This is a genomic window from Streptomyces sp. NBC_01410, assembly GCF_045040195.1.
GTDB lineage: Bacteria > Actinomycetota > Actinomycetes > Streptomycetales > Streptomycetaceae > Streptomyces.
Genome location: NZ_CP109530.1, coordinates 3,999,499 through 4,024,370, shown reverse-complemented (window position 1 = coordinate 4,024,370; position 24,872 = coordinate 3,999,499). Strand labels below are relative to the sequence as shown.

The following is a 24,872-nucleotide window of genomic DNA, read 5'->3' as shown; positions in this document are numbered from 1 at the left end:
GTCCACCGCGCGTCGCTTTCAGCCTGGCCGGCGGCGGTGCGGCATTTCAGCCCGTCCGGCGTTTGAGGACATGCGACCGAAGGTCGCATACGGGGGTCCGGGGGCAGCGCCCCGCAAGGGGTCCGGGGCGGAGCCCCGGTTAAGGGAACGGGCGGGGTGGGGGAACAGCCCCGCGCAGCGGCACCGCACCCCGCTACGCCACCTTCGCCGGCGCCCTCCCCCCGTGCCGCGCCGTCACCAGCCCCCGCGCCGACAACACCAGGCCCAGCCCGACGATCCCCGCCGCCACCCACATCCCCACCGCCCCGATCAGCGGCAGCGAGATGCCGATCGCGCCTCCCACCACCCAGGCCATCTGCAGCAGCGTCTCGGAGCGCGCGAACGCCGACGGGCGGACCTGTTCCGGGACGTCCCGCTGGATCAGCGCGTCCAGGGACAGCTTGGAGAGCGCCTGGCACAGGCCCGCCGTCGCGCCGAGCACGGCCACCATGCCCGCGCCGAAGAACAGCGCCGCGCTGATCGCGGCCAGCAGCACCAAACACTGCACCGTCGCGATGATCATCTCCGGCCCGCGGGCCTTCAGCCACGCCCCGACCGCCGTGCCCAGCGCGTTTCCCACGCCCGCCGCGACGCCCACTATCCCGAGTGAGACCGCCGGACTCTGCCCGTTGAGCGGATGCTCCCGCAGCAGGAAGGCGAGGAAGAAGATCAGGAAGCCGGACAGCGCACGGAGGGACGCATTGGCCTGCAGCCCGTGCAGTACGGAGGGCCCGACCGTGCGCAGACTCGGCTTCGTCTCGCCGTGCGTCAGCATGTGCGCCTTGCGCTCGCCCTTCGCCGAGTCGACCTTGTGCGGCATGGTGAACGCCCAGTACGCGCCCAGCAGGAACAGCGCGCACGCCGCGTACAGCGGCCACTGGGGCCCGACCTTCTGCAGCCCGATACCGATCGGCGCCGCGATCCCCGTCGCCAGCAGCCCGGCCAGCGTCACCCGGGAGTTCGCCTTCACCAGCGAGAACGTCGGCGGCAGCAGCCGCGGCACGACCGCGCTGCGCACCACTCCGTACGCCTTCGAGGCGACCAGCACACCCAGCGCGGCCGGATACAGCTGCAGGCCGCCCGTCTCCACCGCCCCGGACATCGCGATGGCGAGCACCGCGCGGGCGAGCATCGAGGCCGCCATCGCCGCCCGGCGGCCGTGCGGGATGCGGTCCAGAAGTGGTCCGATGACGGGGGCCAGCAGGGTGAAGGGCAGCATCGTGACGGCGAGGTAGAGCGCGACGCGGCCGCGTGCCTGGTCCGTCGGTACGGAGAAGAAAACCGTCGACGCGAGCGCGACGGTGATCATGACATCTCCCGCGCCGTTCACGGCGTGGAGTTCGATCAGTTTGCCGAGGCCGGACTCGCCCGCGCCGTGCGCGTGTGTCGCCTTGCGAATGCCCCGCGCCGTGCCCGTGAAAGGGAGATGCAGGGCACGCCCGACCGCCCGGCCTGCTCTTCTGAGCTGCCCGGCGCCTTCGGACGACCGTACGGCTGCCACTCCGTCATAGTGCCCCAAGCGCCGCCCACGCGAACGGTGATGCGGTGTTGTTAGCCCCTTGTTGGGGCGGGCAGGTGGGCGGCGGGCGGCGGAGGGGGTAGCGTGCGTAGCGCGCCACCGGCGGTTGTTCTCGGCCGCGCGCCTCTTCGGCATCCCGCAGAATGGATGACGGTAGGTGTGCCCGAGACACGGTTGGTCTGGGCGCGGACGTCGATGCGGCCCCTTGGTCCGCTCCGCCTGCGGCCCGTACCTCGCGAATCGGCCGGCGCACCCGTGATACGGCGTAGGAGAGAAGCGAGACCTGTGAGTGCTGCGACGACGCGAAGCCGTACCCCTGACCGTCTGTGCGCCGAGGCGGTAGACCTCGCCCGGGCGGCGGCCGAGGAGGCCGCGGCCCCGGGGGTGGTCGGCGAGCATGTGTCCCTCGTCTCGGAGGGAGACCGCGTCGTCACGCACTTCTTCGAGTGCAAGGAGTTCGGCTACCGGGGCTGGCGCTGGGCGGTGACCGTCGCCCGGGCCTCGCGCGCCAAGGTCGTCACCCTCGACGAAACCGTCCTGCTGCCCGGCCCCGACGCACTGCTTGCGCCCGAGTGGGTGCCGTGGAGCGAACGGCTGCGCCCGGGCGACATGGGCCCCGGGGATCTGCTGCCCACCGAGGCGGACGATCTGCGGCTGGAGCCCGGTTTCTCCGGCGAGGACACGCCGCCGCCGAACTCCGCGGTGTCGGAGGAGATGGCCGAACTGGTCGAGGCGGAGGACGCGGAGGTCACCGCGGGCCCGCCGGCCTCGCTGCCGCTGGCCCCGTCCCGCGGCTCGATCTCGGCGCTCGCCGAGGAGCTCGGCATGCGCCGGGCCAGAGTGCTGTCCCGGTACGGGCTGCATATCGCAGCGGACCGCTGGGACGAGTCCTTCGGCGCGAAGACCCCGATGGCACAGGCGGCCCCCGCGGCGTGTGTGACATGCGGCTTCCTGGTCCCGATCGCCGGCTCGCTGCGGCAGGCCTTCGGCGTGTGCGCGAACGAGTTCTCGCCGGCGGACGGGCGGATCGTCTCCCTCGCGTACGGCTGCGGAGGACACTCCGAGGCGGCCGTGATGCCCAAGCCTCCGGTGCCGCCGCCGCCGGTGCTGGACACGATGGGCGCGGACGAGTTCCCGCTGCGCCCGGCGCGGGACGGCGGCTCGGTCTCCGAGCCGGACGGCGCGTCGGAGGACCTGGGCCACTCGTAGTCGTACTGGGGCTCCGCCCCAGACCCCGCGCCTCAAACGCCGGCGGGGCTGATTTTCAGCCCGTCCGGCGTTTGAGGACATGCGGCCGAAGGTCGCATACGGGGGTCTGGGGGCTTGCCCCCAGTTTCGGGAAGGGGCGGGGCTGGGGAAAAGAACCCGGCCCCAGCCACCGCACCCCGCACCACACGGCATCGCGCACCCCGGACCCAGCCACGGCACCCGCACCGCGGACCCCGCACCGCACCACAACCCCCCGCACCGAGGTACCTTCGGCCGCACAGGCATGCGCGGCATACGCCCGCAACCGGAGAGAGCGGAGTCACAGCGTGAGCGTCAGGACGACCGAGTGGGCCGACCCGTTCGGGACGGCGCGGCTGCGGCGCGGGGTGCTCGACGCGTGGGGGGCCTCGCCCGCCCGCTTCCGGGAGGACGCCAACGCCGAGGAGGACCTCGCGCTCGGCGGCTACCGGGACCGCCTCGTCGTCGAGATCGCCCAGAACGCCGCCGACGCGGCCGCCCGCGCCAAGGTGCCGGGCCGCCTGCGGCTGACGCTGCGGCCGGGCACCGGCGACCAGCCCGCCGTCCTCGCCGCCGCGAACACCGGCGCGTCGCTGGACGCGACCGGCGTCGAGTCCCTGAGCACCCTGCGCGCCAGCGCCAAGCGTGAGGGCCACGAGTCCGCCGTCGGCCGCTTCGGCGTCGGCTTCGCGGCCGTCCTCGCGGTGAGCGACGAGCCCGCGGTCGTCGGACGCCACGGCGGCGTGCGCTGGTCCCTCGCGGAGGCCAGGGGACTGGCCGAGCAGGCGGCCCAGGCGAGCCCCGGCCTCGGTGACGAGCTGCGCCGCCGTGACGGGCACGTACCGCTGTTGCGGCTGCCGCTGCCCGCCGAGGGCACGGCTCCCGATGGCTACGACACCGTGGTCGTCCTGCCCCTGCGGGACGGCGCCGCGGTCGACCTGGTGGAGCGGCTGCTCGCCGGGATCGACGACGCGCTGCTGCTCACGCTGGCCGGCCTCTCTGAGATCGTCGTCGAAACTCCGGGCGGCGTACGTGAGTTGAGGCGCTCCGTGCACGGGGCGTACGTACACGTCGAGGACAGCGTGCAGGGCGACCGGCGCTGGCGCGTCGTCAGCCACGGCGGCGGCATCGAGCCCGCACTGCTCGCGGACCGGCCGGTCGAGGAGCGGCTGCGGCCGTACTGGACGGTCACCTGGGCCGTGCCCGTGGACGATGCGGGCGCGCCGGCCCGGCCGCGTACCGCCCCCGTGGTGCACGCGCCCACGCCCACCGACGAACCCCTCGGCGTCCCCGCGCTGCTGATCGCGTCCCTCCCGCTGGACACCACCCGCCGCCACCCGGCGCCCGGGCCGCTCACCGACTTCCTGGTGCGCAAGGCGGCGGACGCGTACGCCGAACTGCTCGGCAGCTGGCAGCCGGTGACCGTCGGCACGATCGACCTGGTGCCCGGCCCGCTCGGCAAGGGTGAGCTGGACGGCAAGCTGCGGGCGGAGATCCTGGAGCGGCTGCCGCGTACGGCGTTCCTGGAGGCGGCCGCGCCCCGTGACGTGTCCGGCGAGGACACCGGTCTGCCGGACCGCGAGATCTCCGCGGGGCTGCGGCCGATCGAGGCGGAGGTCCTGGAGGGCGCGGGCACGGAGACGGTCCAGGTGCTGGCCGAGGTGCTGCCGAGCCTGCTGCCCGCGGGTCTTGAGCGCCGGGTCGAGCTGCGCACGCTCGGTGTCGCGCGGGTGCCGCTGACCGAGGCGGTCGACCGGCTCGCGGGTCTTGAGCGCGAGCCCGGCTGGTGGCAGCGGCTGTACGACAGCCTCGCCGGGGTCGACCCCGACCGGCTGTCCGGGCTTCCCGTGCCCCTCGCCGACGGCCGTACGACGATCGGGCCCCGCCAGACGCTGCTGCCGCTGGCCGAGACGCCGCCGCAGCTGGCCCGGCTCGGCCTGAAGGTCGTCCATCCCGAGGCCGCGCACCCCCTCCTGGAGAAGCTGGGCGCACTGCCCGCGACACCGCGCGCCGTACTGACGACGCCGCAGGTCCGTGCGGCGGTCGCCGGCTCGCTGGACGCGGGCGAGGTCTGGGACGAGGACGCGCTGGACGCGGACGAGCTCGCGGAGACGGTGCTCGCGCTCGTACGGGACGCGGGTCTCGAACCCGGGGACGAGCCGTGGCTGGGGGCGCTGGCCCTGTCCGACGAGGACGGGGAACTCGCGCCCGCGGGTGAACTGGTGCTGCCCGGCAGCCCGTTCGCGTCGATCATGCGGGAGGACGAACTCGCGCTCTGCGACACCGAGTTGGCCGAACGCTGGGGCGAGCAGCCGCTCGCCGCCTGCGGTGTGCTGGCGAACTTCGCGCTCGTACGGGCCACGGATGTCGTCCTGGACCCCGATGAACTGGAGCCCCGCGACGGGGACTTCGCCGAGCCCGACGACGCGGGACTGCTCGACGCGGTCGACGTGTGGTGCGAGGACGTCCTCGACCGGCTGCCGGACACACCCGTGCCGCCGGTCGCCACGGAGGTCGTCGCCGTCCGTGACCTGGACCTGGTCGACGACGACTGCTGGCCGCAGGCACTGGCGCTGCTGGCGCAGCCGCCGCTGCGGGACGCGCTCACCCAGTCCGTACGGATCCTGCTGCCCGACGGTACGACGGAGACGGTCCGTCCGTACACGGCCTGGTGGCTGCGGGACCATCCGGTCCTGGACGGCCGCCGCCCGGCGGGCCTGCGGGCCTCGGGCGCGGACCCGCTGCTGGCGGGCCTGTACGAGTCCGCCGACACCACAGGCTTCGAGGACGCACAGGTCCTGCAGGCCCTCGGCGTCCGCACCTCGGTCGCCGCACTCCTCGACGAACCGGGCGGCGCGGCGGAACTCCTCGGCCGCCTGGCCGACCCTTCGCGCCCGGTGCGGGCGGCCCAACTCCACGCCCTGTACACGGCGCTGGCGGACCTCGACCCGGACCAGGTCACCCTCCCGGACGACCTGCGCGCGGTCGTGGACGGCGAGGTCCGCGTGGTCGACGCGGCAGACGCGGTGGTCGCGGACGCGCCGGACCTGCTCCCCCTTGCCGAGGGCCTCGCGCTGCTCCCGGTGACGCCGTCGCGCGCCGCGGAACTGGCGGAACTGTTCCAGGTCCGCCGGCTGAGCGAGACGGTCACGGCGGAGGTGACGACACAGGGCGAGGAACACGAGGTCCCCGAGTCGGTCCACGTCCTGCTCGGCCCGTCCACACCGGCGACGTACATCGAACACGACGAACTGATCGCAGGCGGCACCGAACTGGAATGGCGCCGCACCCCGGACGGTGTGATCCACGCGTCCACGGTGGAGGGCGTGGCGGCGGGCCTGGCCTGGTCGGCGGGCCAGTGGCCCCGGCGCTTCGAGGTGGCGGCCCTGCTGGAGGACCCGTCCCGCACGGAGGAACTGGCCCGGGACCGCTGGTTCGACTGACGGGCCTTACACTCTCGGCACCATTCAAGATCCCGCCGCAGGGGAGTGCGGCGGGATCGATCGTTCCCGAGGGGGGAACCCACCCATGCGTACCCGTTTCGTCGTGGCCGCCGTCTCCGGCGCCCTGACGGCAGCCGCGCTCGGCACGCCGACGGCCCAGGCCGTTCAGGGAAACCTGACGGTCACCAAAGTCGTCGTCAACGGCGGCAAGAACATCGTCCTGGGCACCGGCAAGAAGACCGTGTCCGTCTCCGTGACCGTGCGGGAGGACTCGGGCATCCGTGACACGTTCCTGGAGCTGTGGCACAGCACCGACGGTGAGCTCGACGTCTCGTATCACAAGGCGGGGACGTGCACGGCTTCGGGCGGCCTGACGACCTGCTCGGCGTCGTTCGTCCTCGATCCCGCATCGGACATCATCAGCAACAAGGTGGCGGGCGGGAACTGGAAGTTCTACGCGCAGGTACAGGCGAAGGACGGCGACTACTTCAGCAACGACTACCCGACCGTGCGAGTGCAGCGGGCAGCATCGCTGACGGTGGACGCGGGGCCGGAGCCGGTGACGAAGGGCAAGCCGGTCACGGTCACCGGCAGGATGCTGCTGGCCGACTGGAATCTGAACAGGTACCGGGGTTACTCCGGCCAGTCTGTGAAGCTCCAGTTCCGCAAGAGCGGCACCTCTGTCTACTCGACGGTGAAGACGGTGACGACAAACTCCACTGGTGATCTGCGTACCGCGGTCACGGCGTCGAGCGACGGCTACTGGCGCTGGACCTTCGCGGGCTGGTCCACGGTCCCGGCGGTCACCACCGCCGGTGACTTCGTGGACGTCCGCTAGGCGCAGTCGGGCCACGGTGCCCGCCCGCGAGGACGGGCACCACACCCGGAGGCGCCGGGAGGTCAGTGGCCGCCCCTGGGTTCCATGCAGCCGCCCTCCATGTAGTGGCCGTGGGCCTCTACCTTCACGGGCGAGGTCAGCAGGCCCGTGATGCACGGGCCCGCCTCCGGGACGCTGAACGTGAAGCCCAGGGAGCCTCCCGTCTTGTACACCTCGACGGTGGACTCGGGGTAGCCCAGGGTGGTCAGCTTGGACCGCAGGTCCGCCTCGCTGTGGACGGCCTCCAGCGCGGCCGTGATCCGCTTCGCGTGTGCCTGCCCGCGGCACAGCGCGGCGCCCTGGAGCGGGCGCAGCTGCTTGTACGCGTGGTTCTCCGCGTACTTCCGCGCCTCGGGGTCCGTCGGCTCGGGCGCGGCGGTACTCGGGGACGCGGTCGGCGCCGCGTCCGAGCAGACCGCGGCCACGTCCCGGAACAGCCGGTCGTGCTTGCGTTCCGCGGCCTTCCGCTGTGCTTCGTACGAAGCGGACGCGGAGGTGGCGGCGTCGTCGGCGTCGTCGACGGGTCGCTCCGTCCCGCACCCCGCCGTCACGGACACGACCAGCAGCACGAACAGACCGGCCGAGGCGGCAGTCAGACGATTCACGGAGGCGCTCCAATTCCCGTACGGCCAGGCTGAAATGGGGACAGTGCGCGTCGATTATGAGGCGCCGCCCCAGTGACGGTCCTGAGTACGAGTACCTAGAGCTTCGGCACGCCGGGAAGCCGCGGCACCTGCTCTGCTCAGCATGCCGTGGGCCAGGCGTCCTCGTGAGGGGTGACCGGGCCGGTCCCGACGCCGGCCTCGGGCGGGCAGTCGCGGCAGCGGCCCGGCTCGGCGGCGCGGAAGGCGCGTTCGCAGCCGCCGTCGCAGGTCTGCCAAGGCAGTACGGAGGGTGCGGCGGCCTGAGTCGGGAGGGGCGGGGGCAGTTCGCGGAGCCGGTAGCCCAGGATGCGGGCCGGGCGGGCCCGCAGTGGGTTCGGGAGGCGGTCGGTGAGGTGGCTGGTGATCTCCTCGGGGCTGACGCCTCGCGCGAGCCACTGCGTGACGGCCGGGGCGAGCCGGTCGACCTCTCGGCGGGAGAGGAGCAGCCGACGGTCGACGATGCGCAGCGAGGCCAGGATCACCAGAGCCCGGGGATCCGGTTCCGTGGCGGCGGGAGGCGGAGAGGGCTCCGGACCGGGCCTTGTGTCCGGCACGATGTCCGCCGCGGGCTGCGGCTCGGGTTCGGGCTCCCGCGGAGACGGTCCGGACCTGCGAGGACGCGGTGGCGATGGCGGCACCGGAGGCTCGGGCGGATCGCCAACCGGCACGTCGTAGAAGAACGTCCGGGTACGGAGCACGCCGCCCAGGCCGCGCTCGCGCCGTCGCTCCAGATAGCCGTCCGCCTCCAGTTCCCGCAGGGCCCGGGAGATGAGGATCTCGCCCTCGGTGAAGTGCTCGCACAGTGCGTCGATGCGTACGGGTGCGCCGTCCGGCAGCGACAGGATGTAGGCCGCGACCCCGACCGTGACCGCGCTTCCGCGGCGCTGCGCAAGGGCGTTGGCGATCACGGTGAAGTCGGCGGCAAGCCGGGTGCGGACGTGGATCACGCCGGAGGTCGGTGCTCCGGCGGAGGCGCGCAGGGGCGCGTTAGACTGCGGTTCAGCCATCGGGAAGGTACGTCTTCCTGATCGGTGAGGCCCTCGATCGGGATGCCAGTCCCGGCCGGGGGCCGTCATATGTCTGCGGTTGTTGCGGCGAACGTAACCGCCAACTTCCCGCCCCCGCAAGCCAGTCACTCGTCCGGGTGACGAGCGGGAGGGGAGGGAGGGCAGGTGGTTCTTTACCCCAGGTTCTTTGGGGGAGTTCGTGGCCCGCCGGACCCTGGCGCGCGAGGTTCCGGCCGCTACGGGATGCCGCTGCGGGCCCCGGCTCCCGGCCGACTCAGTCCCGGTTGGTGGCCTTCAACTCGCCTATGAACGAGTCCCAGCAGGCTGCCGAGAGGAGTAGGGCCGGACGGTTCGGGGCCTTGCTGTCACGGACGGGCACGACGCCGGGGAATCCGTCCGCCACCTCTACGCAGTTGCCCCCCTCCTGATTGCTGTAGCTGCTCTTGCGCCAGGCGGCGGCGTTCAGATCGGGACGGGACAGTCGCTGCACGGTAGTCGTCCTCCATCACAGATCGGATCATGTCGAGCGACATGAGCGGGGGCAGTGCTACTGCCCGCAGCCGATCGTAGGTCACCGTATAGCGCCTGACCTCTGCCGGATCCTCAATGAGTTGGCCGTAGTCGGCGCCCTCCGTGTAGGCGACTTCCGAGCCGTCCGGCAGCGTCAGAACCGTCAGCGATCCGCCCATCGCGTCGTGCTCGCCCTGGTCGAACGGCAGCACCTGCACGGTGATGCGCGCATCGATGTCTGTCGCCAGCAACCAGGCCAACTGCTCCCGCATGACAGCCCGGCCGCCGACCGGACGCCTCAGCACGGCCTCGTCCAGGACGACCCACAGGTCCGGTTGGTCGGGCGATGCGAGCCTCTCCTGTCGCTGCATTCGGGCGGCAAGGCGCTCCTCCAACTGCTCGTCGCTTCTGAGCGTTCGGCCTGCACTCAGGACGGCCCGCGCGTACTCCTCTGTCTGCAACAGACCCGGCACCACATGCGCCGCATACTCGCCGATGGCCACCGCTCGCGCCGAGTGCGCCATGAACGCCCGTGACCAGTCGGGGAATGCCTCCCGGTAGACGTACGGCCACAGGTCGACCAGCAGATTGTCCGCCCCGAGGGCCGCGTCGAGCGCCCGAGCCAGCTCCAGGGTCGGTTTCGCACCTGACGAGCGCTCGATCTGGGTGATCCGGGTGCTGACCACATGCGTTCTGGCGCCCAGTTCGGCCTGGGTCAGCCCAGCGGCCGTACGGAGTCTGCGGACACGTGAGCCGAAGAGCGCGGCCATCGACTCCTCGGGCTGAATTCCTTTGGCCATGGGCTCACTTCCGTTCCTTACCGCTTGCGATGTAAGGCGTCGTCACCTTCCGAGCGTAGGCGCGGCGGACGATTCTTGAGCACGGAATGTTACGACCCGTACACGCTGTGGGCACTGTGGGTCGTGTGAAGGATCGACGGACTGGGATGGACGGCACGTGCTGAAGACCATGGCCATGTCGGGCGACGGCCCGGAGCGCGAGACGGAATCGACCGTAGGGGTGCTCGAACAGGAGGCCCACGACGCCGGGGTTGAAGACCGCACGTTCGCCGCGCAGTTCACCTCGTCGGCCCGGGGAGCCCAACTCGCCAGACGGCTGGCGGTGCGGCGCCTGGAGCAGTGGGGGCATCCGCCCACGTCGGACCTCTCGGGCACCGTGGCCCTGCTGATCGCTGAGCTCGCCGCCAACGCGGTACGCCACGGCCGCGTCCCCGGGCGTGAGTTCCACCTCCGCCTGAGCTTCGAGACGCGGCCGTGCCTGATCCGTATCGAGGTCTCGGACGCCTCCCCGGACCGGCCCCCGACCGGTCCGCCCGAGCCTTCTCCCGACGACGAGTCGGGCCGCGGCCTGCTCCTCGTGGACGTGCTGGCCAGTCGCTGGGGTGCGACACCCCGCGTGCCCATCGGCAAGACCGTATGGGCGGAGGTGGCGATGCCCTGAGGGCTGACACCCGGTGGGTTACCGCGGTTACCGCACGAGTTTTGTCTCCTTGTGCAAGCCCGCCTTGTCGACGCCCGGATGCAGGGTGACGCTCCCGTCCCGCCAGCGGACCAGGACGTCGTTGCGCGCGGCGTCGGGGCCGAAGGCTCCCGCGGTCACGACGTCTGCCCGGGACCAGGGCGACTTCGACGGACGGATCTTGATCTCGCCGTGCAGGCCGGCGAAGTCCACACCCGGGTGGATGGTGGTTTCCCCGTCCGTCCAGCGGACCAGCAGGTCGTCGGAGTTCTTGCCGGTGAACTGACCGGAGGTGATCTGTGTGGCGTACGGCCAGGTCTTGTTGGGCTTCGCCAGGAAGGTGCCCTTGCTCACCGCTCTGGTGTCGACATCCGCGTACATGCCGACGGAGCCGTTCGCCCAGACGACGACCATGTCGTCCCGCAGCGCACCGGGGGTGTGCCGGCCGACGCTGATCAGCCTGGCGTTCTGCCAGTTCTTGTGCTTGGCCAAGGCCTTCTCGTCGTGGAAGCCCGTCCTGTCGACATGCCGGTACTCGCTCAGCTCACCGTCGCTCCAGCGCACGATGAGCCCGTCGGTACCGCTGCCGGTGAACTTTCCACCGGCGATCGCGCGGGCGTTCTTCCACACGCTTCCGGGGGCGGCGAGCCGGACGGTGGCGGAGAACGGACGCTGCGGATCCCCGGTGCCGCTGCCCTGGTAGAGATCCACCGAGCCGTCGGCCCAGACCGCGATCAGGTCGCCGCTTCCCTCGCCGGTGAACTCCCCCGTGGCCAGCAGCCTGGCGTTCTGCCACTGCTCCCAGCCGCCCATCGCGAAGGGCAGCGCCGGCTGGAGGTAGGAGCCGAAGTCGCTGTGACGGCCGTTGTCGGCATCGTCGTACAGCTGGAAGAAGCGGTCGGTGTACACGGGGCTGTAGGAGATGCGGTTGTACGCGGGGTGGGTGGTGGGCACGCCCGGCCCGCCGCCGTTCCAGCCGCCCACGTTGCCGATGATCTCGCCGGTGCCCCTGGCACGGTCGAGGGTGGAGAAGAACGGTCCGCCGGACACGCCGTCCCACATGCCGGCGCAGTCGATCCGCATCTGGTTGTAGCCCGGCAGAACCTGAGTCCGGCTGGTGCACTGGACGGGCCGGTCCTGCGGGTTACGCCCGACGTTGGGGTACCCGACGGTGGTGACGGCGTTCTCCGGTGTGGCGGGGCGGGCGAGGGTGCTGCCGCCGACGGCGTCCTGAAGGTTTGACACCGACGGGGACCGCGGCAAGGCCACGAGCACCCTCACCGCGACCGACAACCACCCCATGTGGCTCGCCGATCAGCGAGCCTGGGTGCGCGCCGGGAACCTCCGCGCGGGAGACCACCTGCGCACCCCCGACGGCACGCTCCGCACCGTCGTCGCCACCCGCACGTGGGCTCAGAAGCAGCGCGTCCACAACCTCACCGTCAGTAACACCCACACCTACTACGTCCGAGCAGGCCAGACGCCGGTCCTCGTGCACAATGCCAGGCCGGGCTCATGTTTCCGCGGCGCTCCGAGCGGGGCGACGCCAAACTTCACTCCACGACCCAACGACTACAAGGTCGATGCCGGGACCGGGCTGGTGCGTGAAACACACGGAGTTTCTGTGTTCGACAACTCAGGGAGCGTCTCGTCAAAGGGATTCGTTCCCCATCAGATTGACGAATCTACCTTCCCGGACACATTGCGTGTCATCCAGCGCGGGAAGGACCCTCGGCACTATGAAATTGTTCCCGCCCCAGGAGCGAATCTAACTCCAGAGCGATACACGGAAGAGCTCGCGAAAATAAAGTCGAAGGAATAGCAAGGGAGCGGCATAGCATGTACGAACTTCAATTCCCCGACTATCTTTCGGGGTACGAGGCCGAAACCGAAGCGAAAGGCTACCTGGTCGGAGTACGGGTGGTGCAGAACGACTCGGCCTACGAGCTGACCATCTACGACACGGCTCGCCTGAAGCAGGAGGTGGCCGACGAAATGACGGGAGTCGGATATTTCGCCGCCGCCAACCTGATTGTCGTACCTCGCGTGACTCGTGAAGATATTTCGCGAGCCGTAGAAGGAATGTCGCGAGGGAATTTCTCGGGACTTGTGCCTGCGACGCTGACCTAGTCGAATTACGGCGAGTGCTCCCAGGAAGCTCTGGAACCGCAGCATTCCCAGCAACCTGGACGAGTTCAACAATCTGCTGCGCGAGGGAAAGACGCTGGAGGAGGTCGCGGCCGGCACCTTCACCGGCAGGAACTCGAAGAGGTACGGGTTCGGCAGGATCTACGACATCAAGGTCGTAGGCGAGCACGGACACTACACAAACGTCCAGGTCCACTTCGGAAGATAGAGCGGAAGCAACAGTGGAGAAGGCAGCCGATTAGGCGGATGGCGGCAGAAGGTGCGGGGCTCCTCGCGATGATCGAGACGCTCAGGCTCGATGAGGAATTCAGGCTGACCCCACTGCACCTGCTGCGGATCCTCGACGAGGCGGTCGGGATCCCCTGGACGGAGTCCCGGGTCCTCTTGGAGTTCTTCGACCCGGAACTACGGCCGCTCGTCCCAGAGGACGAGGTCGACCGCAGGGCCGAGGCGCTGCTCTCGCCTTATGTAACGCGAGAAGGGTAACCAGCGGAGCAAAAGGGGCCGGTGCGGCACGGGCGGCAAGGCCGTACCGCACCGGCCCCAGCCGCGTTCACGTCCGCGGGCCGATGCCCCGCCCGAAGCGCGTCTTCGTGAGAGCGGAATCGCAAGCGAACTCGTCCAGTCTCCGGCGGAATTCGACCCGAGCTCGGTTCAGTTGATCCTGGAGACCGAGGAAATGCTCGGCGAGATCATTGTGTGGAGCAATGGCAAGGCCGAGATTCAAGTCGCGGAAGTCTCCACCGGCCGGGTCGAGAGAGAGCAGCGGGAGATCGTCTCGCGGACCTCTCTGGACGAGGCACTCGAGAATGTGATCGCCCGGATGACAGCCTGATCACATCCGGCTGAGCAAGAGTGACGTAGTGGCGGTCCCGCCGGAATGCTCTGGCGGGACCGCCGTGCATTGCAATGGATTCCGCCGACGCCAAGCCCCCGTGAACGTCCGTCACGCGCGCGACCCACCCGCCTCTGAGGATGGCTGCCGGCTCACCAGCGTTTCGGGGTGCCGCAGGTGGTACCCGCGGCACCCCGCGAGGTGAGGAGCGTTGCTGGCTCAGGTGTTGCCTCTGTTTCGCCTCAGGACTCGGCTCCGCCGAGCGCGCCCCTGTCGATGCCGGGTGCCGTCGTGGCGAAGGGGGTCTTGGCGCCCGGGGCAACCGGGGCAGGCAGGGTCCAGTTGGCCGCGAGCTGCTTGAGGCCAGGTGTCTCGAGCGACGTGAACTTGCCCCCGCCGTCCGCCGTGGTGTAGCCGCCGTTGGGCGAGCACATCAGCGGCCGGTACTTCTTCGGGGTCAGCGGGCACTCGAAGTCGGCCGTCTTGCCGTCATGGTTGAGGTCTTTGTTCGGGTGGTTCAGGCCGACCATGTGGCCGATCTCGTGGTTGATGGCGTTCTTGAGGATGGCCGCGTTGGTGGTCTTGTTGCCGCTGAACCAGTCGGGCCTCGACCAGTACTCCGTGTCGATCCACGACCATCCGCCCCACACGCTGTGGTCACCGGTGTTGTAGCAGTGCCACGCGCGGGACATGCCCCGCTTGCCGTCGAACGGGCGGTACTTGGTGCCCAGCGTCAGGACGTGGCGTGGCTGTGTCGCGCACTTCTCGGGGGAGGCTTTGAGGGCCGTCGAGACGGTGAACTTGATGCCGGTCACCGAGGTGAGCTGGGCCGCGGCCTGTTTGGCGGCGGGGCCGAGCTTGGTCCGGGCGTCGGCACTGGCGAACTGGATCGTGTATCCGGTGCCGTCCCCCGACAGGGAATGGATGCCGGGAAGTGCCTTCCAGCCGTTGCCCGAATAGACCTGTGTGCCAGCGGTGTTAGCGGCGTCCGCAGCGGTGGCGGGGAGAAGCAGGGCGAACGTTGCGCCGGCGGCTATGGCGCTGAGCTTGCGCCTCAGGCCGGTGTATTTCATTAAGGGTCCCCCATGGTCTTCGATGTGTCCGATGTGCGCGACTCATGGGGGCACTCTCAGGCTCGGCTCAACGCACCCCGCCCCCCACCGAGTTGCTCCGGAAGACCCTACAGGCCAGAGGTTTACACACAGTCAGGGCCTGTACAGGCAAAGAAACGTTGGCGACCCCGCACGGCTGAGCAGTCGGCTACGCCCCGTACCTCCGGGCCATCACCCGCCAGGACACCTCCGGCAGCACCGCCCCGCCGCCGTGATCCCCACCGCGGTCCATGGCAAGACCGCTCCCACCAGCTTCAGCGCGAAGAAGTCCCGGGGGCGGCGGGATCGGTCACCGGGCGGCTCTGTGCGGATGGGATACGCACGGTGTCGCCCGCCAAGGCACAGTGGGGCAAGCCCTACGTCTGGGGCGGCACGGGGCCGCGCGGGTTCGACTGCTCGGGCCCTGTGTCGCCTCCGGTTTCTGGTCCTCAGTCGGGGCGTTTGGCCATGACGACCAGACCCGGCCCGCTGTGCTCATCCGCAGGGAGCCGGAGTTCGGCGACCGGGCGCAGCCCGGCCTGCTCGATCAGGTCCACGAGCTGTTCCGGCCGCCATTTGTGCGTCGTCCAACGAACGGGTACTCCTCCGTATGCCTCGGTGCGCACCGCGTCTTCGTCGCCGACGTGTGTTGCGGTGATGAAGTGTCCGCCGGGCTTCAGGGCACGCGCGAACAGGGCGAGGACCTGAGGAAGGACGTCGCGGGGGAGGTTGAACAGTGACCACCACCCGAGCACGCCGCCAAGGGATGCTTCACCAAGATTGAGTTCGGTGGCAGAGGCGACGCTGAAGCGGCATTGCGGATGAAGACGGCGCGCGTTCTCGATCATGCGAGGGGAGAGGTCTACCCCGGACACGTCGAGTCCGCGTTCGGCCAGGTAGGCGGTCACCGTTCCGGGTCCGCAGCCGACGTCCAGGACAGGCCCGAGTTCGCTCACGGTGTCGGCGAAGGCGTCGATTGAAGCCTTGAGCCAGGGGTGGGTACGGATGTCGCCGAATCCCGTCGTCAGCACCATGTGGGCGTAGTTGTCGGCCACCCGGTCATAGGACTCACGTACGACGTCGAGATCGGCTGGGCGGTCAATATGGTGTGTGCGCATCAGCCAACGATAGGACCGCACAACGGACTTGCGGCTGGTACGGCGAGCCTTGCGCTGTGCCGGGACCGCCGGGACGCCCAGAATGCCGCCGGGCGGTCGACTGTTGCGCGGGGCTGGGTGTGCGGCCGAGCCGCACATTCAGCCCGTCCGGCGTTTGAGGCGAGCAGACCCCGTGAGACGCCGGGTCGCGTAGCGGGCGCAGGGCGCCGGCGGTGCAGCTGCCGACGCGTCCGGGGCCACACGCCTCATGGGATTGGCCTCGACGGGTGGAGCGGTCCGGCAGACACCGCCCGCCGAGGGCACCGGCTATGCCCCGTACCTCCGGGCCACCACCCGCCAGGACACCTCCAGCAGCACCGCCCCCGCCGCCGCGATCCCCACCGCGATCCACGGCAGGACCGCTCCCACCAGCTTCAGCGCGAAGAAGTCCTGGAGCCACGGCACGATCAGCACGATCAGGAAGCACGCCGCCATCGCCGCCACCAGGCACACCCGCCACCACGTGTACGGGCGGGCGATGATCGCCAGGACCCACATCGAGACCAGGAACAGGGTCAGCGTCGCCGCGCTCGTTTCCGCGTCGAGGGAGCCGGGGCCGCTGTAGTAGGAGCGCGCGAGCAGGTAGGTCGCGAACGTCGTCGCCGCCGCGATCACCCCCGCCGGGATCGCGTACCGCATCACCCTGCGTACGAACTCCGGCTTCGCGCGTTCCTTGTTCGGGGCCAGCGCCAGGAAGAAGGCCGGTACCCCGATCGTCAGCGTGGACAGCAGCGTCAAGTGCCGTGGCAGGAAGGGGTATTCGACCTGCGAGCAGACCACGAGGATGGCCAGCAGCACGGAGTAGACCGTCTTGGTCAGGAACAGCGTGGCGACCCGTGTGATGTTGCCGATCACCCGGCGCCCCTCCGCCACCACCGACGGCAGCGTCGCGAAGCTGTTGTTGAGGAGCACGATCTGGGCCACCGCCTTGGTCGCCTCCGAGCCCGAGCCCATCGAGACGCCGATGTCCGCGTCCTTCAGGGCGAGCACATCGTTCACCCCGTCGCCCGTCATCGCGACCGTGTGGCCGCGTGACTGCAGTGCGCCGACCATGTCGCGCTTCTGCTGCGGGGTGACCCGGCCGAAGACCGAGTGGGCGTCGAGGGACTCGGCCATCGGGGCCTGTTCGGCGGGCAGTCGGCGTGCGTCGACCGTGTTCTGGGCGCCGGGCAGGCCGAGTTTCCCGGCCACCGCGCCCACGGACACCGCGTTGTCTCCGGAGATGACCTTGGCGTGGACCTTCTGCTCGTCGAAGTAGCGCAGTGTGTCGGCCGCGTCCGGGCGCAGTCGCTGTTCCAGGACGACCAGCGCGGTCGGCCGCGCCCCGGCGGCGACGGACGGGGCGTACAGTTCGCCCGCGGCCCGGGCGAGCAGCAGTACCCGCAGGCCCTGTTCGTTGAGCTGCTCGATCTCCGCGAGAGCCGCGTCGTCCTGCGGCAGCAGCACATCGGGCGCGCCGAGCAGCCACGTGGAGCTCTCGCCGTTGCCTTCACTGAAGCTGGCGCCGCTGTATTTGCGCGCGGACGAGAACGGCAGTGACTCCGTGCACCGCCAGTCCTCGCTGTCCGGATACGTGTCGATGATCGCCTTCAGGGAGGCGTTGGGCCGCGGGTCGGACTCGCCGAGGGCGCCGAGCACCTTGCGTACGTACGGCTCGTCCGCACCGCCCAGCGGCCGCAGCTCCGTGACGTCCATGCCGCCTTCGGTCAGCGTGCCGGTCTTGTCGAGGCAGACGACGTCGACCCGCGCCAGGCCCTCGATCGCGGGGAGTTCCTGCACCAGGCACTGTTTGCGGCCGAGCCGGATGACCCCGATCGCGAAGGCGACGGACGTCAGCAGGACCAGCCCCTCGGGGATCATCGGGACGATGCCGCCGACGGTTCTGGCCACCGAGTCCTTGAAGTTGTTGTCCTTGACGACCAGCTGGCTGATGACGAGCCCGATCGCGGTCGGGATCATCATCCAGGTCACGTACTTGAGGATCGTGCTGATACCGCTGCGCAGTTCGGAGTGGACGAGCGTGAACCGGGACGCCTCCTCCGCGAGTTGTGCCGCGTACGCCTCCCGCCCCACCTTCGTCGCCGTGAACGCGCCGCCGCCCGCGACCACGAAGGACCCCGACATCACCGTATCCCCGGGGTGCTTGATCACCGGGTCGGCCTCACCCGTCAGCAGCGACTCGTCGATCTCCAGGTTGTCCGCCTCCGCCAGCTCGCCGTCCACGACGACCTTGTCGCCGGGGCCGAGTTCGACGAGATCGCCGAGGACGATCTCGGAGGTGGAGATCTCCGCGGCGGTGCCGTCCCGCCGTACTTTCGGCCTCGCCTCGCCGATGAGCGCCAGGGAGTCCAGGGTCTTCTTGGCGCGCAGCTCCTGGATGATGCCGATACCGGTGTTGGCGATGATCACGTAGCCGAAGAGGCTGTCCTGGAACGGCGCGACGCAGAGCATGATCACCCACAGCACGCCGATGATGGCGTTGAAGCGGGTGAAGACGTTGGCGCGGACGATGTCGACGGTGGAGCGCGAGGAGCGGACGGGTATGTCGTTGACCTCGCCGCGCGCCACCCGCTCGGCGACCTCCGCCGTAGTCAGCCCCTCGGCCCGTGGCGCAAGCGCGGACTTCGGCGGCGTTCGAGGGTGTACGGGATCCAGCTCGGCTCCCGCGTCGATGGCAGGGCCGCCCGGCTCGGGGCCGTCCGTGTGGGTCCTCGCCCGCTGCGTCATGGTTTCGACGGTACGGCGGGAGGGGCCGGTTCACCCGCCGAGTCCGCGGCAGATCAGACCGGGGTAGGAGGCGAATCGTCCTTCGGCAGTACGGGTGCCGTAGGGGTCACTTGCTTTCGTCGCTCGCGGCGGCGGCGTCCGCATCGTCCGGGGAGGTCTCCGCGGACTCCGCCTTCGCCCGCTTGAGCGCCGCGTCCCGGCCGCGCACGTACCAGATGCCGATCAGGCCGAGACCGCCGCCGGCCAGGCAGGTCCACACCCACCACATCAGGTCACGGTCGGCGAACCAGTTGTAGAAGGGGATCTGCACGAGGAAGAGGACGAACCAGAGGATCGTTCCGCCGGTGATGGTGGCGACGACGGGCCCCTCAAGGGGCTCGGGTGCCTCGTGCTTGGGGGTCCACTTCGCCATACGGCCAGTCTAGGTTGCCCCGTACCGGCCCCTCACGCCCCCACGGCCCTCTGACCTCAGGGGTCTACGCGCGGAGATACCACAATCCACCTTATACGTTCATACTGAAGCGGTTTGCGTCCGACTGGTTTTGTTCGTAGGAACGTCTAAAACCGGCCAAAAATGATCGACGAGGTCTCGCATGCCCCCCACGGCCACCGCCAAGGTCGACTCCGCGCTCCCGGCCCCGGCCCCGGTGCCCTCCGGGCCCCTCGGCGGCCTGGACCGCTTCTTCAAGATCTCCGAGCGCGGCTCCACGGTCCCCCGCGAGATCCGCGGCGGATTCGCCACGTTCTTCGCGATGGCCTACATCATCGTGCTGAACCCGATCATCCTCGGCAGCGCGAAGGACATGTACGGGCACCAGCTCGACGGCGGCCAGCTCGTCACCGCCACCGTGCTGACCGCGGCCTTCTCCACGCTCCTCATGGGCGTCATCGGCAATGTCCCGATCGCGCTCGCGGCCGGACTCGGCGTGAACACCGTCGTCGCCCTCCAGCTCGCGCCCCGGATGTCCTGGGCGGACGCGATGGGCATGGTCGTCCTCGCCGGTTTCGTCGTGCTGCTGCTGGTGGCCACCGGTCTGCGCGAGCGCGTGATGAACGCCGTGCCGCGCAGTCTGCGCAAGGGCATCGCGATCGGCATCGGCCTGTTCATCATGCTGATCGGCCTGGTCGACTCGGGCTTCGTCTCCCGTATCCCGGACGTCGCCAGGACCACCGTCCCGCTCCAGCTGGGCACCGGCGGTCATCTGGACGGCTGGCCGGTCCTCGTCTTCGCCCTCGGCGCGCTGCTCACGCTCGCGCTGATCATCCGCAAGGTGCCGGGCGCGATCCTGATCTCCATCGTCGTGATGACGGTCGTCGCGATGGTCGTCAACGCGGTCGCCACGGTCCCGTCCTGGGGTCTGACCACGCCCACGTGGCCCGGAAATCCGGTCGCGTCCCCCGACTTCGGGCTCGTCGGCCAGGTCAGTCTCTTCGGCGGCTTCGAGAAGGTCGGCTTTCTGACGGGCGCGCTGTTCGTCTTCACCGTGCTGCTGTCCTGCTTCTTCGACGCGATGGGCACCATCCTCGGCGTCGGCGACGAGGCCAAGCTGATGGACAAGGACGGCAACCTCCCCGGCATCAACCGGGTCCTGATCGTCGACGGCATCGCGGTGGCGGCCGGTGGCGCATCCTCGTCGTCCGCCAACACCTGCTTCGTGGAGTCCACGGCGGGCGTCGGCGAGGGGGCCCGTACCGGACTCGCCTCGGTCGTCACGGGTGCGCTGTTCGGGGTGGCGCTGTTCCTCACGCCGCTCGCCACGATGGTCCCCTCCCAGGCGGCGACGCCCGCGCTGCTGGCGGTCGGCTTCCTGATCCTGGCGGGCTCGGTCCGCGACATCGACTGGAACGACTACACCGTCGCCGTCCCGGCCTTCCTGGCGATGGTGATGATGCCGTTCACGTACTCCATCACCAATGGCATCGGCATCGGCTTCATCGCCTTCAGCGTGCTGAGGCTCGCCGCCGGGCGGGGCCGCGAGGTGCCCGTCGCGATGTACGTGGTGTCGGCGGTGTTCGTCTTCTACTACGCGATGCCGGCGCTGGGTCTTACGTAAGCCTCTTCGCCTCTTGACCTGCGCCGCTTCACGTAAGCCCGTAGAACTTCTCTGTCTCGACGACGGCAGCCTTGAAGCGTTCGTCGAAGTCGTCGCGCATGAGCGTCCGGACCACATAGTCCTGGACGCTCATTCCGCGTCTTGCGGCATGGTGCCTGAGCCGGTCGAGGAGCTCATCGTCTATGCGGAGGCTGAGCACAGTCGATTCCATGGCAGTCAGAGTCGCCGGACCGCCGCCGCAGCCGCGTCACTTTCCGGATACGTCTCACTCATATGAGTGGTGAATCCGGCGTGGCAGTAACCCCCACTGGTCTTTAGGCTGGGTAATGAGTTATGCTAACGAACATGCCTGACCTGTCCCATGGTGATGACATCGACGTCGCCGCCGTGAACTCCCTGCGCTCGGCCGTCATGCGGCTGGGCAGGCGCCTGAAGCATCAGCGCGTCGACGAATCGCTGAGCCCGACCGAGATGTCTGTGCTCGGCACCCTCGCCCGTTGCGGCCACGCCACCCCCGGTGAGCTGGCCCGCAAGGAGCATGTCCAGCCACCGTCCATGACCCGGATCGTGGCGCTGCTCGAGGCCAAGGGGCTCGTCCGGCTCGAGCCGCACCCCGATGACCGCCGGCAGAAGGTCGTCAGCCAGACCGAGCAGGCCGAGGCCATGCTCGAAGAGAGCCGCCGCAAGCGGAACGCCTGGCTGGCCTCCCTCGCCGAGGGTCTGGACGAGGACGACTGGGCGAAGCTGCGTGCCGCCGCCCCCGTACTGGAGAAGCTCGCGCACCTCTGATCCGCACAGCCAAGGAGGCGAACACTTTTGAGTCCGGGACCCGGAGCACACTCCGCACCCGCACCCTCCCCTACAACCATGTTCAGCTCGCTGAAGATCCGTAACTACCGGCTCTTCGCCACCGGGCAAGTCGTCTCCAACACCGGCACCTGGATGCAGCGCATCGCCCAGGACTGGCTGGTCCTCAGCCTGACCGGCTCCGCGTCCGCCGTCGGCATCACCGTCGCGCTGCAGTTCCTGCCCATGCTTCTGTTCGGGCTGTACGGCGGGGTGCTCGCCGACCGGCTGCCGAAGCGGCAGCTGCTGGTCGCCACCCAGTCGGCGATGGCCCTGACCGGCCTGGCGCTCGCCGCACTCACGCTCAGCGGCCATGTCCAGGTCTGGCACGTCTACCTCACTGCCTTCCTTCTCGGCCTTGTCACGGTCGTCGACAATCCGGCACGCCAGTCCTTCGTCGCCGAGATGGTCGGCCCGGAGCAGCTGTCCAACGCGGTCAGCCTCAACTCCGCCAACTTCCAGTCCGCGCGGCTGGTCGGCCCGGCCGTCGCCGGTGTACTGATCACGGCCGTCGGGAGTGGTTACGCCTTCCTGCTGAACGGCCTGTCCTTCATCGCGCCCCTCGCCGGCCTGCTGCTGATGCGCACCGGCGAGCTCCACAAGATCGAACGCGCGCCGCGCGGCAAGGGGCAGTTGCGGGAGGGGCTGAAGTACGTCGCGGGGCGGCCCGAGCTGATCTGGCCGATCGTGCTCGTCGGCTTCATCGGCACCTTCGGCTTCAACTTCCCCATCTGGCTCTCGGCCTTCGTCAACAACGTCTACCACTCCGGTGCCAGTACGTACGGACTGCTCAACACCCTGATGGCAGCCGGCTCCCTGGCGGGAGCACTGCTCGCGGCCCGGCGCGGGACCTCGCGACTGCGGGTGCTGGTGGCCGCGGCGATGCTCTTCGGCGTCCTGGAGATCGTCACCGCGTTCGCGCCGCAGTTCTGGATCTTCGCGGTGCTGCTGGTGCCGATCGGGATGTTCGGCCTGACCGTCAATGTCACGGCCAACGCCAGCATCCAGATGGCGACGGAACCGGCCATGCGGGGCCGGGTGATGAGCCTGTTCATGATGGTCTTCGTGGGCGGTACGCCGCTGGGCGCGCCCCTGGTCGGCTGGATCACCGACACGTACGGACCGCGAATCGGCTTCGCGGCGGGCGGTGCGGTGGCGCTGGTGGCGGCGACAGGAGTCGGCGTGATGCTCGCCCGGGTGGGCGGGCTGCGCCTGAAAATAGATCTGAGGCGGGGGCGGAGGCATGTGGAGTTCGTGCGGCGGGAGGAGTTGGTGGCGGCGTAGGGGGTCGCGGGGTGCGGGCGCGGGTCGCCTGCGGCGGGCCTGTTCCCCACCCCGCCCGTTCCCTTAACCGGGGCTCCGCCCCGGACCCCGCTCCTCAAACGCCGGAGGGGCTGGGTGTGCGCCGAGCCGCACATTCAGCCCGTCCGGCGTTTGAGGACACGTGCGAAGCGCGTGGGGGTCTGGGGGCTTGCCCCCAGTTCGGGAAGGGGCGGGGTGGGGACAAGCCCCGCCGCAGGCGGCCCCCCGTGCGTCAGACTCGGATCATGAGACTCTTCGCCGCCGTACTCCCGCCCACCCCCGCCGTCGACGAACTCGCCCTGGAAGTCGACCGGTTGAGAACCCTCCCCGGCGCGGACGCCCTGCGCTGGACCGGTCGGCCCGGCTGGCATTTCACGCTGGCCTTCATGGGGGAGGTCGACGACGCCCTGCTGCCCGAACTGCATGAGCGGCTCGGGCGGGCCGCGCATCGGACCGCCGGCTTCCCGCTGCGGCTGCACCGCGGTGGGCGCTTCGGGCACCGGGCGCTGTGGGCGGGTGCGGCGGGCGGTCTGGAGGAGATGCGGCTGCTCGCCGAGCGCGCGGACGCTGCCGCACGGCGGGCCGGGATCGGCATGGACGAGCACCGCCGCTACCAGGCTCATCTCACGATCGCCCGCAGCCGAGACGACGCGGATCTGCGCCCGTTCGTCGAGGAGCTGGAGGCCTTCGAGGGCACGCCCTGGGAGGTCGGCGAGCTCGCGCTCGTGCGCAGCAATCTTCCGGTGAGCGGGGTGCGCGGCGAGCAGCCGCGGTACGAGACGGTCGGTGCCTGGCCGCTCGGGCGGGCCGGTTAGTCTCGAAGGGTGAACCCCAAGACCAGAAACCAGATCATGGCCGGCGTGCTCGTGCTGATGTTCGCGATCATCGCCGTGGCGGCCGTGGTCGGCCAGTAGCCTGACCACCCCACGGCCGCGTCACTGCTGCCCTGCCCCGTCGCTCCCTACCAGGCGAAGGCCTCCGGGGACGGCCCCGGACCGGGGAAGATCTCGTTCAGCCCGGACAGGACCTCCTCGCTCAGCTCCAGCTCCACGGCGCGCAGCGCTGAGGCCAGCTGGTCCGCGGTGCGCGGGCCGACGATGGGACCGGTGATTCCCGGCCGGGTGAGCAGCCAGGCCAGCGCGGCCTCGCCGGGCTCCAGTCCGTGCTTGTCGAGCAGGTCCTCGTACGCCTGGACCTGTGCCCGCACCTCGGTGTTCGTGAGCGCCTCGGCCGAGCGGCCCGAGGCCCGGCGCCTGCCCTCGTTCTCCTTCTTGATCACGCCGCCGAGCAGACCGCCGTGGAGCGGCGACCAGGGGATGACCCCGAGTCCGTACTCCTGCGCGGCCGGGATGACCTCCATCTCGGCGCGGCGTTCGGCGAGGTTGTAGAGGCACTGCTCGCTGACGAGGCCGTACGAGCCGCGCTTCTGGGCGATCTCGTTGGTCTGGGCGATCTTCCAGCCGGGGAAGTTGGACGAGCCGGCGTAGAGGATCTTGCCCTGCGCGATCAGGGTGTCGATGGCCTGCCAGATCTCCTCGACCGGGGTGCGGCGGTCGATGTGGTGGAACTGGTAGAGGTCGATGTGGTCCGTACGCAGCCGCTTGAGGCTGGCGTCGACGGCCCGGCGGATGTTGAGCGCGGAGAGCCGGTCGTGGTTGGGCCAGGCGTCGCCGTCGGCGGCCATGTTCGCGTAGACCTTGGTGGCGAGGACCACCTTGTCGCGCCGGTCGCCGCCCTTGGCGAACCAGGAGCCGATGATCTCCTCGGTGCGGCCCTTGTTCTCGCCCCAGCCGTACACATTGGCGGTGTCGAAAAAGTTGATCCCCGCGCCGAGCGCGGCGTCCATGATGACGTGACTGTCGGCCTCGTCGGTCTGCGGCCCGAAGTTCATCGTCCCGAGGACGAGTCGGCTGACCTTGAGTCCGGTGCGTCCGAGCTGTGTGTACTTCATGGTTCTTCAGCCAACG

Annotated in this window: 23 protein-coding genes and 1 pseudogene; 12 read left to right on the top strand and 12 right to left on the bottom strand. The window is 69.9% G+C overall.

The window, feature by feature from the left end:
• Positions 1-193 precede the first annotated feature (193 nt).
• Positions 194-1,540: an MFS transporter gene (locus tag OG741_RS18325; protein ID WP_405599200.1), complete on the bottom strand. Its 1,347-nt coding sequence runs from the start codon at positions 1,538-1,540 to the stop codon at positions 194-196.
• Positions 1,541-1,843: 303 nt separating this feature from the next.
• On the opposite strand from OG741_RS18325, the gene OG741_RS18320 reads away from it, so the two are divergent.
• The 3 genes from OG741_RS18320 (at position 1,844) to OG741_RS18310 (ending at position 7,066) form a co-directional block, all read left to right on the top strand.
• On the top strand, positions 1,844-2,767 hold the full coding sequence (locus OG741_RS18320) for a DUF3027 domain-containing protein (protein ID WP_405599197.1): 924 nt from the start codon (positions 1,844-1,846) through the stop codon (positions 2,765-2,767).
• 326 nt (positions 2,768-3,093) lie between these two features.
• Complete coding sequence (locus OG741_RS18315; RefSeq protein ID WP_405599195.1) at positions 3,094-6,228, top strand: sacsin N-terminal ATP-binding-like domain-containing protein; 3,135 nt, start codon at positions 3,094-3,096, stop codon at positions 6,226-6,228.
• 85 nt (positions 6,229-6,313) lie between these two features.
• Positions 6,314-7,066: a calcium-binding protein gene (locus tag OG741_RS18310; protein WP_405599192.1), complete on the top strand. Its 753-nt coding sequence runs from the start codon at positions 6,314-6,316 to the stop codon at positions 7,064-7,066.
• A 62-nt stretch (positions 7,067-7,128) separates the two neighbouring features.
• On the opposite strand, the gene OG741_RS18305 is transcribed toward OG741_RS18310, so the two are convergent.
• The 4 genes from OG741_RS18305 to OG741_RS18290 form a co-directional block, all read right to left on the bottom strand.
• Positions 7,129-7,710, bottom strand: coding sequence for a hypothetical protein (locus tag OG741_RS18305; RefSeq protein WP_405599189.1), 582 nt, complete (start codon positions 7,708-7,710; stop codon positions 7,129-7,131).
• A gap of 137 nt (positions 7,711-7,847) precedes the next feature.
• Complete coding sequence (locus tag OG741_RS18300; protein WP_405599187.1) at positions 7,848-8,756, bottom strand: hypothetical protein; 909 nt, start codon at positions 8,754-8,756, stop codon at positions 7,848-7,850.
• Between the two features lie 274 nt (positions 8,757-9,030).
• A complete protein-coding gene (locus OG741_RS18295; RefSeq protein ID WP_405599185.1) occupies positions 9,031-9,159 on the bottom strand; it encodes a DUF397 domain-containing protein in 129 nt (42 codons plus the stop codon).
• Positions 9,122-10,036, bottom strand: a complete 915-nt coding sequence (locus OG741_RS18290) for a Scr1 family TA system antitoxin-like transcriptional regulator (RefSeq protein ID WP_405605639.1) — start codon at positions 10,034-10,036, stop codon at positions 9,122-9,124. The genes OG741_RS18295 and OG741_RS18290 overlap by 38 nt, the downstream gene beginning before the upstream one ends.
• Before the next feature lie 187 nt (positions 10,037-10,223).
• Here OG741_RS18290 and OG741_RS18285 point away from each other — a divergent pair, with 187 nt between their 5' ends.
• Positions 10,224-10,727 (top strand): ATP-binding protein, encoded by a 504-nt coding sequence (locus OG741_RS18285; RefSeq protein WP_405599182.1) that lies wholly within the window; start codon positions 10,224-10,226, stop codon positions 10,725-10,727.
• A gap of 27 nt (positions 10,728-10,754) precedes the next feature.
• Here the strand turns inward: OG741_RS18285 and OG741_RS18280 are convergent, their stop codons facing one another.
• Positions 10,755-11,990, bottom strand: coding sequence for a hypothetical protein (locus OG741_RS18280; RefSeq protein WP_405599181.1), 1,236 nt, complete (start codon positions 11,988-11,990; stop codon positions 10,755-10,757).
• 34 nt (positions 11,991-12,024) lie between these two features.
• On the opposite strand from OG741_RS18280, the pseudogene OG741_RS18275 reads away from it, so the two are divergent.
• From OG741_RS18275 to OG741_RS18260, 4 genes and pseudogenes are all read left to right on the top strand, one after another.
• A pseudogene (locus tag OG741_RS18275) lies at positions 12,025-12,567 on the top strand (polymorphic toxin-type HINT domain-containing protein); the annotation flags it as partial.
• 17 nt (positions 12,568-12,584) lie between these two features.
• Positions 12,585-12,875 carry a hypothetical protein gene (locus OG741_RS18270; protein ID WP_405599179.1) on the top strand — a complete coding sequence of 97 codons (291 nt, stop codon included), beginning with the start codon at positions 12,585-12,587 and terminating at the stop codon, positions 12,873-12,875.
• 264 nt (positions 12,876-13,139) lie between these two features.
• Positions 13,140-13,379 carry a hypothetical protein gene (locus OG741_RS18265; protein WP_405599176.1) on the top strand — a complete coding sequence of 80 codons (240 nt, stop codon included), beginning with the start codon at positions 13,140-13,142 and terminating at the stop codon, positions 13,377-13,379.
• Positions 13,380-13,572: 193 nt separating this feature from the next.
• Complete coding sequence (locus OG741_RS18260; protein WP_405599174.1) at positions 13,573-13,728, top strand: hypothetical protein; 156 nt, start codon at positions 13,573-13,575, stop codon at positions 13,726-13,728.
• 242 nt (positions 13,729-13,970) lie between these two features.
• Here OG741_RS18260 and OG741_RS18255 read toward each other — a convergent pair whose 3' ends face one another.
• The 4 genes from OG741_RS18255 to OG741_RS18240 all read right to left on the bottom strand — a co-directional run bounded on the left by OG741_RS18255 (position 13,971) and on the right by OG741_RS18240 (position 19,115).
• Positions 13,971-14,801 (bottom strand): hypothetical protein, encoded by an 831-nt coding sequence (locus OG741_RS18255; protein WP_405599173.1) that lies wholly within the window; start codon positions 14,799-14,801, stop codon positions 13,971-13,973.
• 467 nt (positions 14,802-15,268) lie between these two features.
• Positions 15,269-15,937, bottom strand: coding sequence for a class I SAM-dependent methyltransferase (locus tag OG741_RS18250; protein ID WP_405599171.1), 669 nt, complete (start codon positions 15,935-15,937; stop codon positions 15,269-15,271).
• A 306-nt stretch (positions 15,938-16,243) separates the two neighbouring features.
• Positions 16,244-18,703, bottom strand: a complete 2,460-nt coding sequence (locus tag OG741_RS18245) for an HAD-IC family P-type ATPase (protein WP_405599170.1) — start codon at positions 18,701-18,703, stop codon at positions 16,244-16,246.
• 106 nt (positions 18,704-18,809) lie between these two features.
• On the bottom strand, positions 18,810-19,115 hold the full coding sequence (locus OG741_RS18240) for a DUF2530 domain-containing protein (RefSeq protein ID WP_405599167.1): 306 nt from the start codon (positions 19,113-19,115) through the stop codon (positions 18,810-18,812).
• 181 nt (positions 19,116-19,296) lie between these two features.
• Here OG741_RS18240 and OG741_RS18235 point away from each other — a divergent pair, with 181 nt between their 5' ends.
• Positions 19,297-20,757, top strand: coding sequence for an NCS2 family permease (locus OG741_RS18235; protein WP_405599165.1), 1,461 nt, complete (start codon positions 19,297-19,299; stop codon positions 20,755-20,757).
• Positions 20,758-20,785: 28 nt separating this feature from the next.
• Here OG741_RS18235 and OG741_RS18230 read toward each other — a convergent pair whose 3' ends face one another.
• Positions 20,786-20,968, bottom strand: a complete 183-nt coding sequence (locus OG741_RS18230; RefSeq protein WP_405599163.1) for a ribbon-helix-helix protein, CopG family — start codon at positions 20,966-20,968, stop codon at positions 20,786-20,788.
• A 134-nt stretch (positions 20,969-21,102) separates the two neighbouring features.
• Between OG741_RS18230 and OG741_RS18225 the strand changes: the two genes are divergently transcribed.
• The 3 genes from OG741_RS18225 (at position 21,103) to thpR (ending at position 23,720) form a co-directional block, all read left to right on the top strand.
• Positions 21,103-21,546, top strand: a complete 444-nt coding sequence (locus tag OG741_RS18225; protein ID WP_328676417.1) for a MarR family transcriptional regulator — start codon at positions 21,103-21,105, stop codon at positions 21,544-21,546.
• A gap of 27 nt (positions 21,547-21,573) precedes the next feature.
• Positions 21,574-22,887 (top strand): MFS transporter, encoded by a 1,314-nt coding sequence (locus OG741_RS18220; RefSeq protein ID WP_405599160.1) that lies wholly within the window; start codon positions 21,574-21,576, stop codon positions 22,885-22,887.
• A gap of 263 nt (positions 22,888-23,150) precedes the next feature.
• Complete coding sequence (gene thpR, locus OG741_RS18215; RefSeq protein ID WP_405599158.1) at positions 23,151-23,720, top strand: RNA 2',3'-cyclic phosphodiesterase; 570 nt, start codon at positions 23,151-23,153, stop codon at positions 23,718-23,720.
• A gap of 146 nt (positions 23,721-23,866) precedes the next feature.
• On the opposite strand, the gene OG741_RS18210 is transcribed toward thpR, so the two are convergent.
• Positions 23,867-24,856 carry an aldo/keto reductase gene (locus tag OG741_RS18210; protein WP_405599155.1) on the bottom strand — a complete coding sequence of 330 codons (990 nt, stop codon included), beginning with the start codon at positions 24,854-24,856 and terminating at the stop codon, positions 23,867-23,869.
• Positions 24,857-24,872 lie beyond the last annotated feature (16 nt).

Coding starts and splice junctions, on each gene's coding strand:
- OG741_RS18310 (WP_405599192.1), top strand. CDS start 6,314: ATGCGTACCCGTTTCGTCGTGGCCGCCGTCTCCGGCGCCCTGACGGCA.
- OG741_RS18300 (WP_405599187.1), bottom strand. CDS start 8,756: ATGGCTGAACCGCAGTCTAACGCGCCCCTGCGCGCCTCCGCCGGAGCA.
- OG741_RS18290 (WP_405605639.1), bottom strand. CDS start 10,036: ATGGCCGCGCTCTTCGGCTCACGTGTCCGCAGACTCCGTACGGCCGCT.
- OG741_RS18270 (WP_405599179.1), top strand. CDS start 12,585: ATGTACGAACTTCAATTCCCCGACTATCTTTCGGGGTACGAGGCCGAA.
- OG741_RS18265 (WP_405599176.1), top strand. CDS start 13,140: ATGGCGGCAGAAGGTGCGGGGCTCCTCGCGATGATCGAGACGCTCAGG.
- OG741_RS18260 (WP_405599174.1), top strand. CDS start 13,573: ATGCTCGGCGAGATCATTGTGTGGAGCAATGGCAAGGCCGAGATTCAA.
- OG741_RS18255 (WP_405599173.1), bottom strand. CDS start 14,801: ATGAAATACACCGGCCTGAGGCGCAAGCTCAGCGCCATAGCCGCCGGC.
- OG741_RS18250 (WP_405599171.1), bottom strand. CDS start 15,937: ATGCGCACACACCATATTGACCGCCCAGCCGATCTCGACGTCGTACGT.
- OG741_RS18245 (WP_405599170.1), bottom strand. CDS start 18,703: ATGACGCAGCGGGCGAGGACCCACACGGACGGCCCCGAGCCGGGCGGC.
- OG741_RS18240 (WP_405599167.1), bottom strand. CDS start 19,115: ATGGCGAAGTGGACCCCCAAGCACGAGGCACCCGAGCCCCTTGAGGGG.
- OG741_RS18235 (WP_405599165.1), top strand. CDS start 19,297: ATGCCCCCCACGGCCACCGCCAAGGTCGACTCCGCGCTCCCGGCCCCG.
- OG741_RS18230 (WP_405599163.1), bottom strand. CDS start 20,968: ATGGAATCGACTGTGCTCAGCCTCCGCATAGACGATGAGCTCCTCGAC.
- OG741_RS18225 (WP_328676417.1), top strand. CDS start 21,103: ATGCCTGACCTGTCCCATGGTGATGACATCGACGTCGCCGCCGTGAAC.
- thpR (WP_405599158.1), top strand. CDS start 23,151: ATGAGACTCTTCGCCGCCGTACTCCCGCCCACCCCCGCCGTCGACGAA.
- OG741_RS18210 (WP_405599155.1), bottom strand. CDS start 24,856: ATGAAGTACACACAGCTCGGACGCACCGGACTCAAGGTCAGCCGACTC.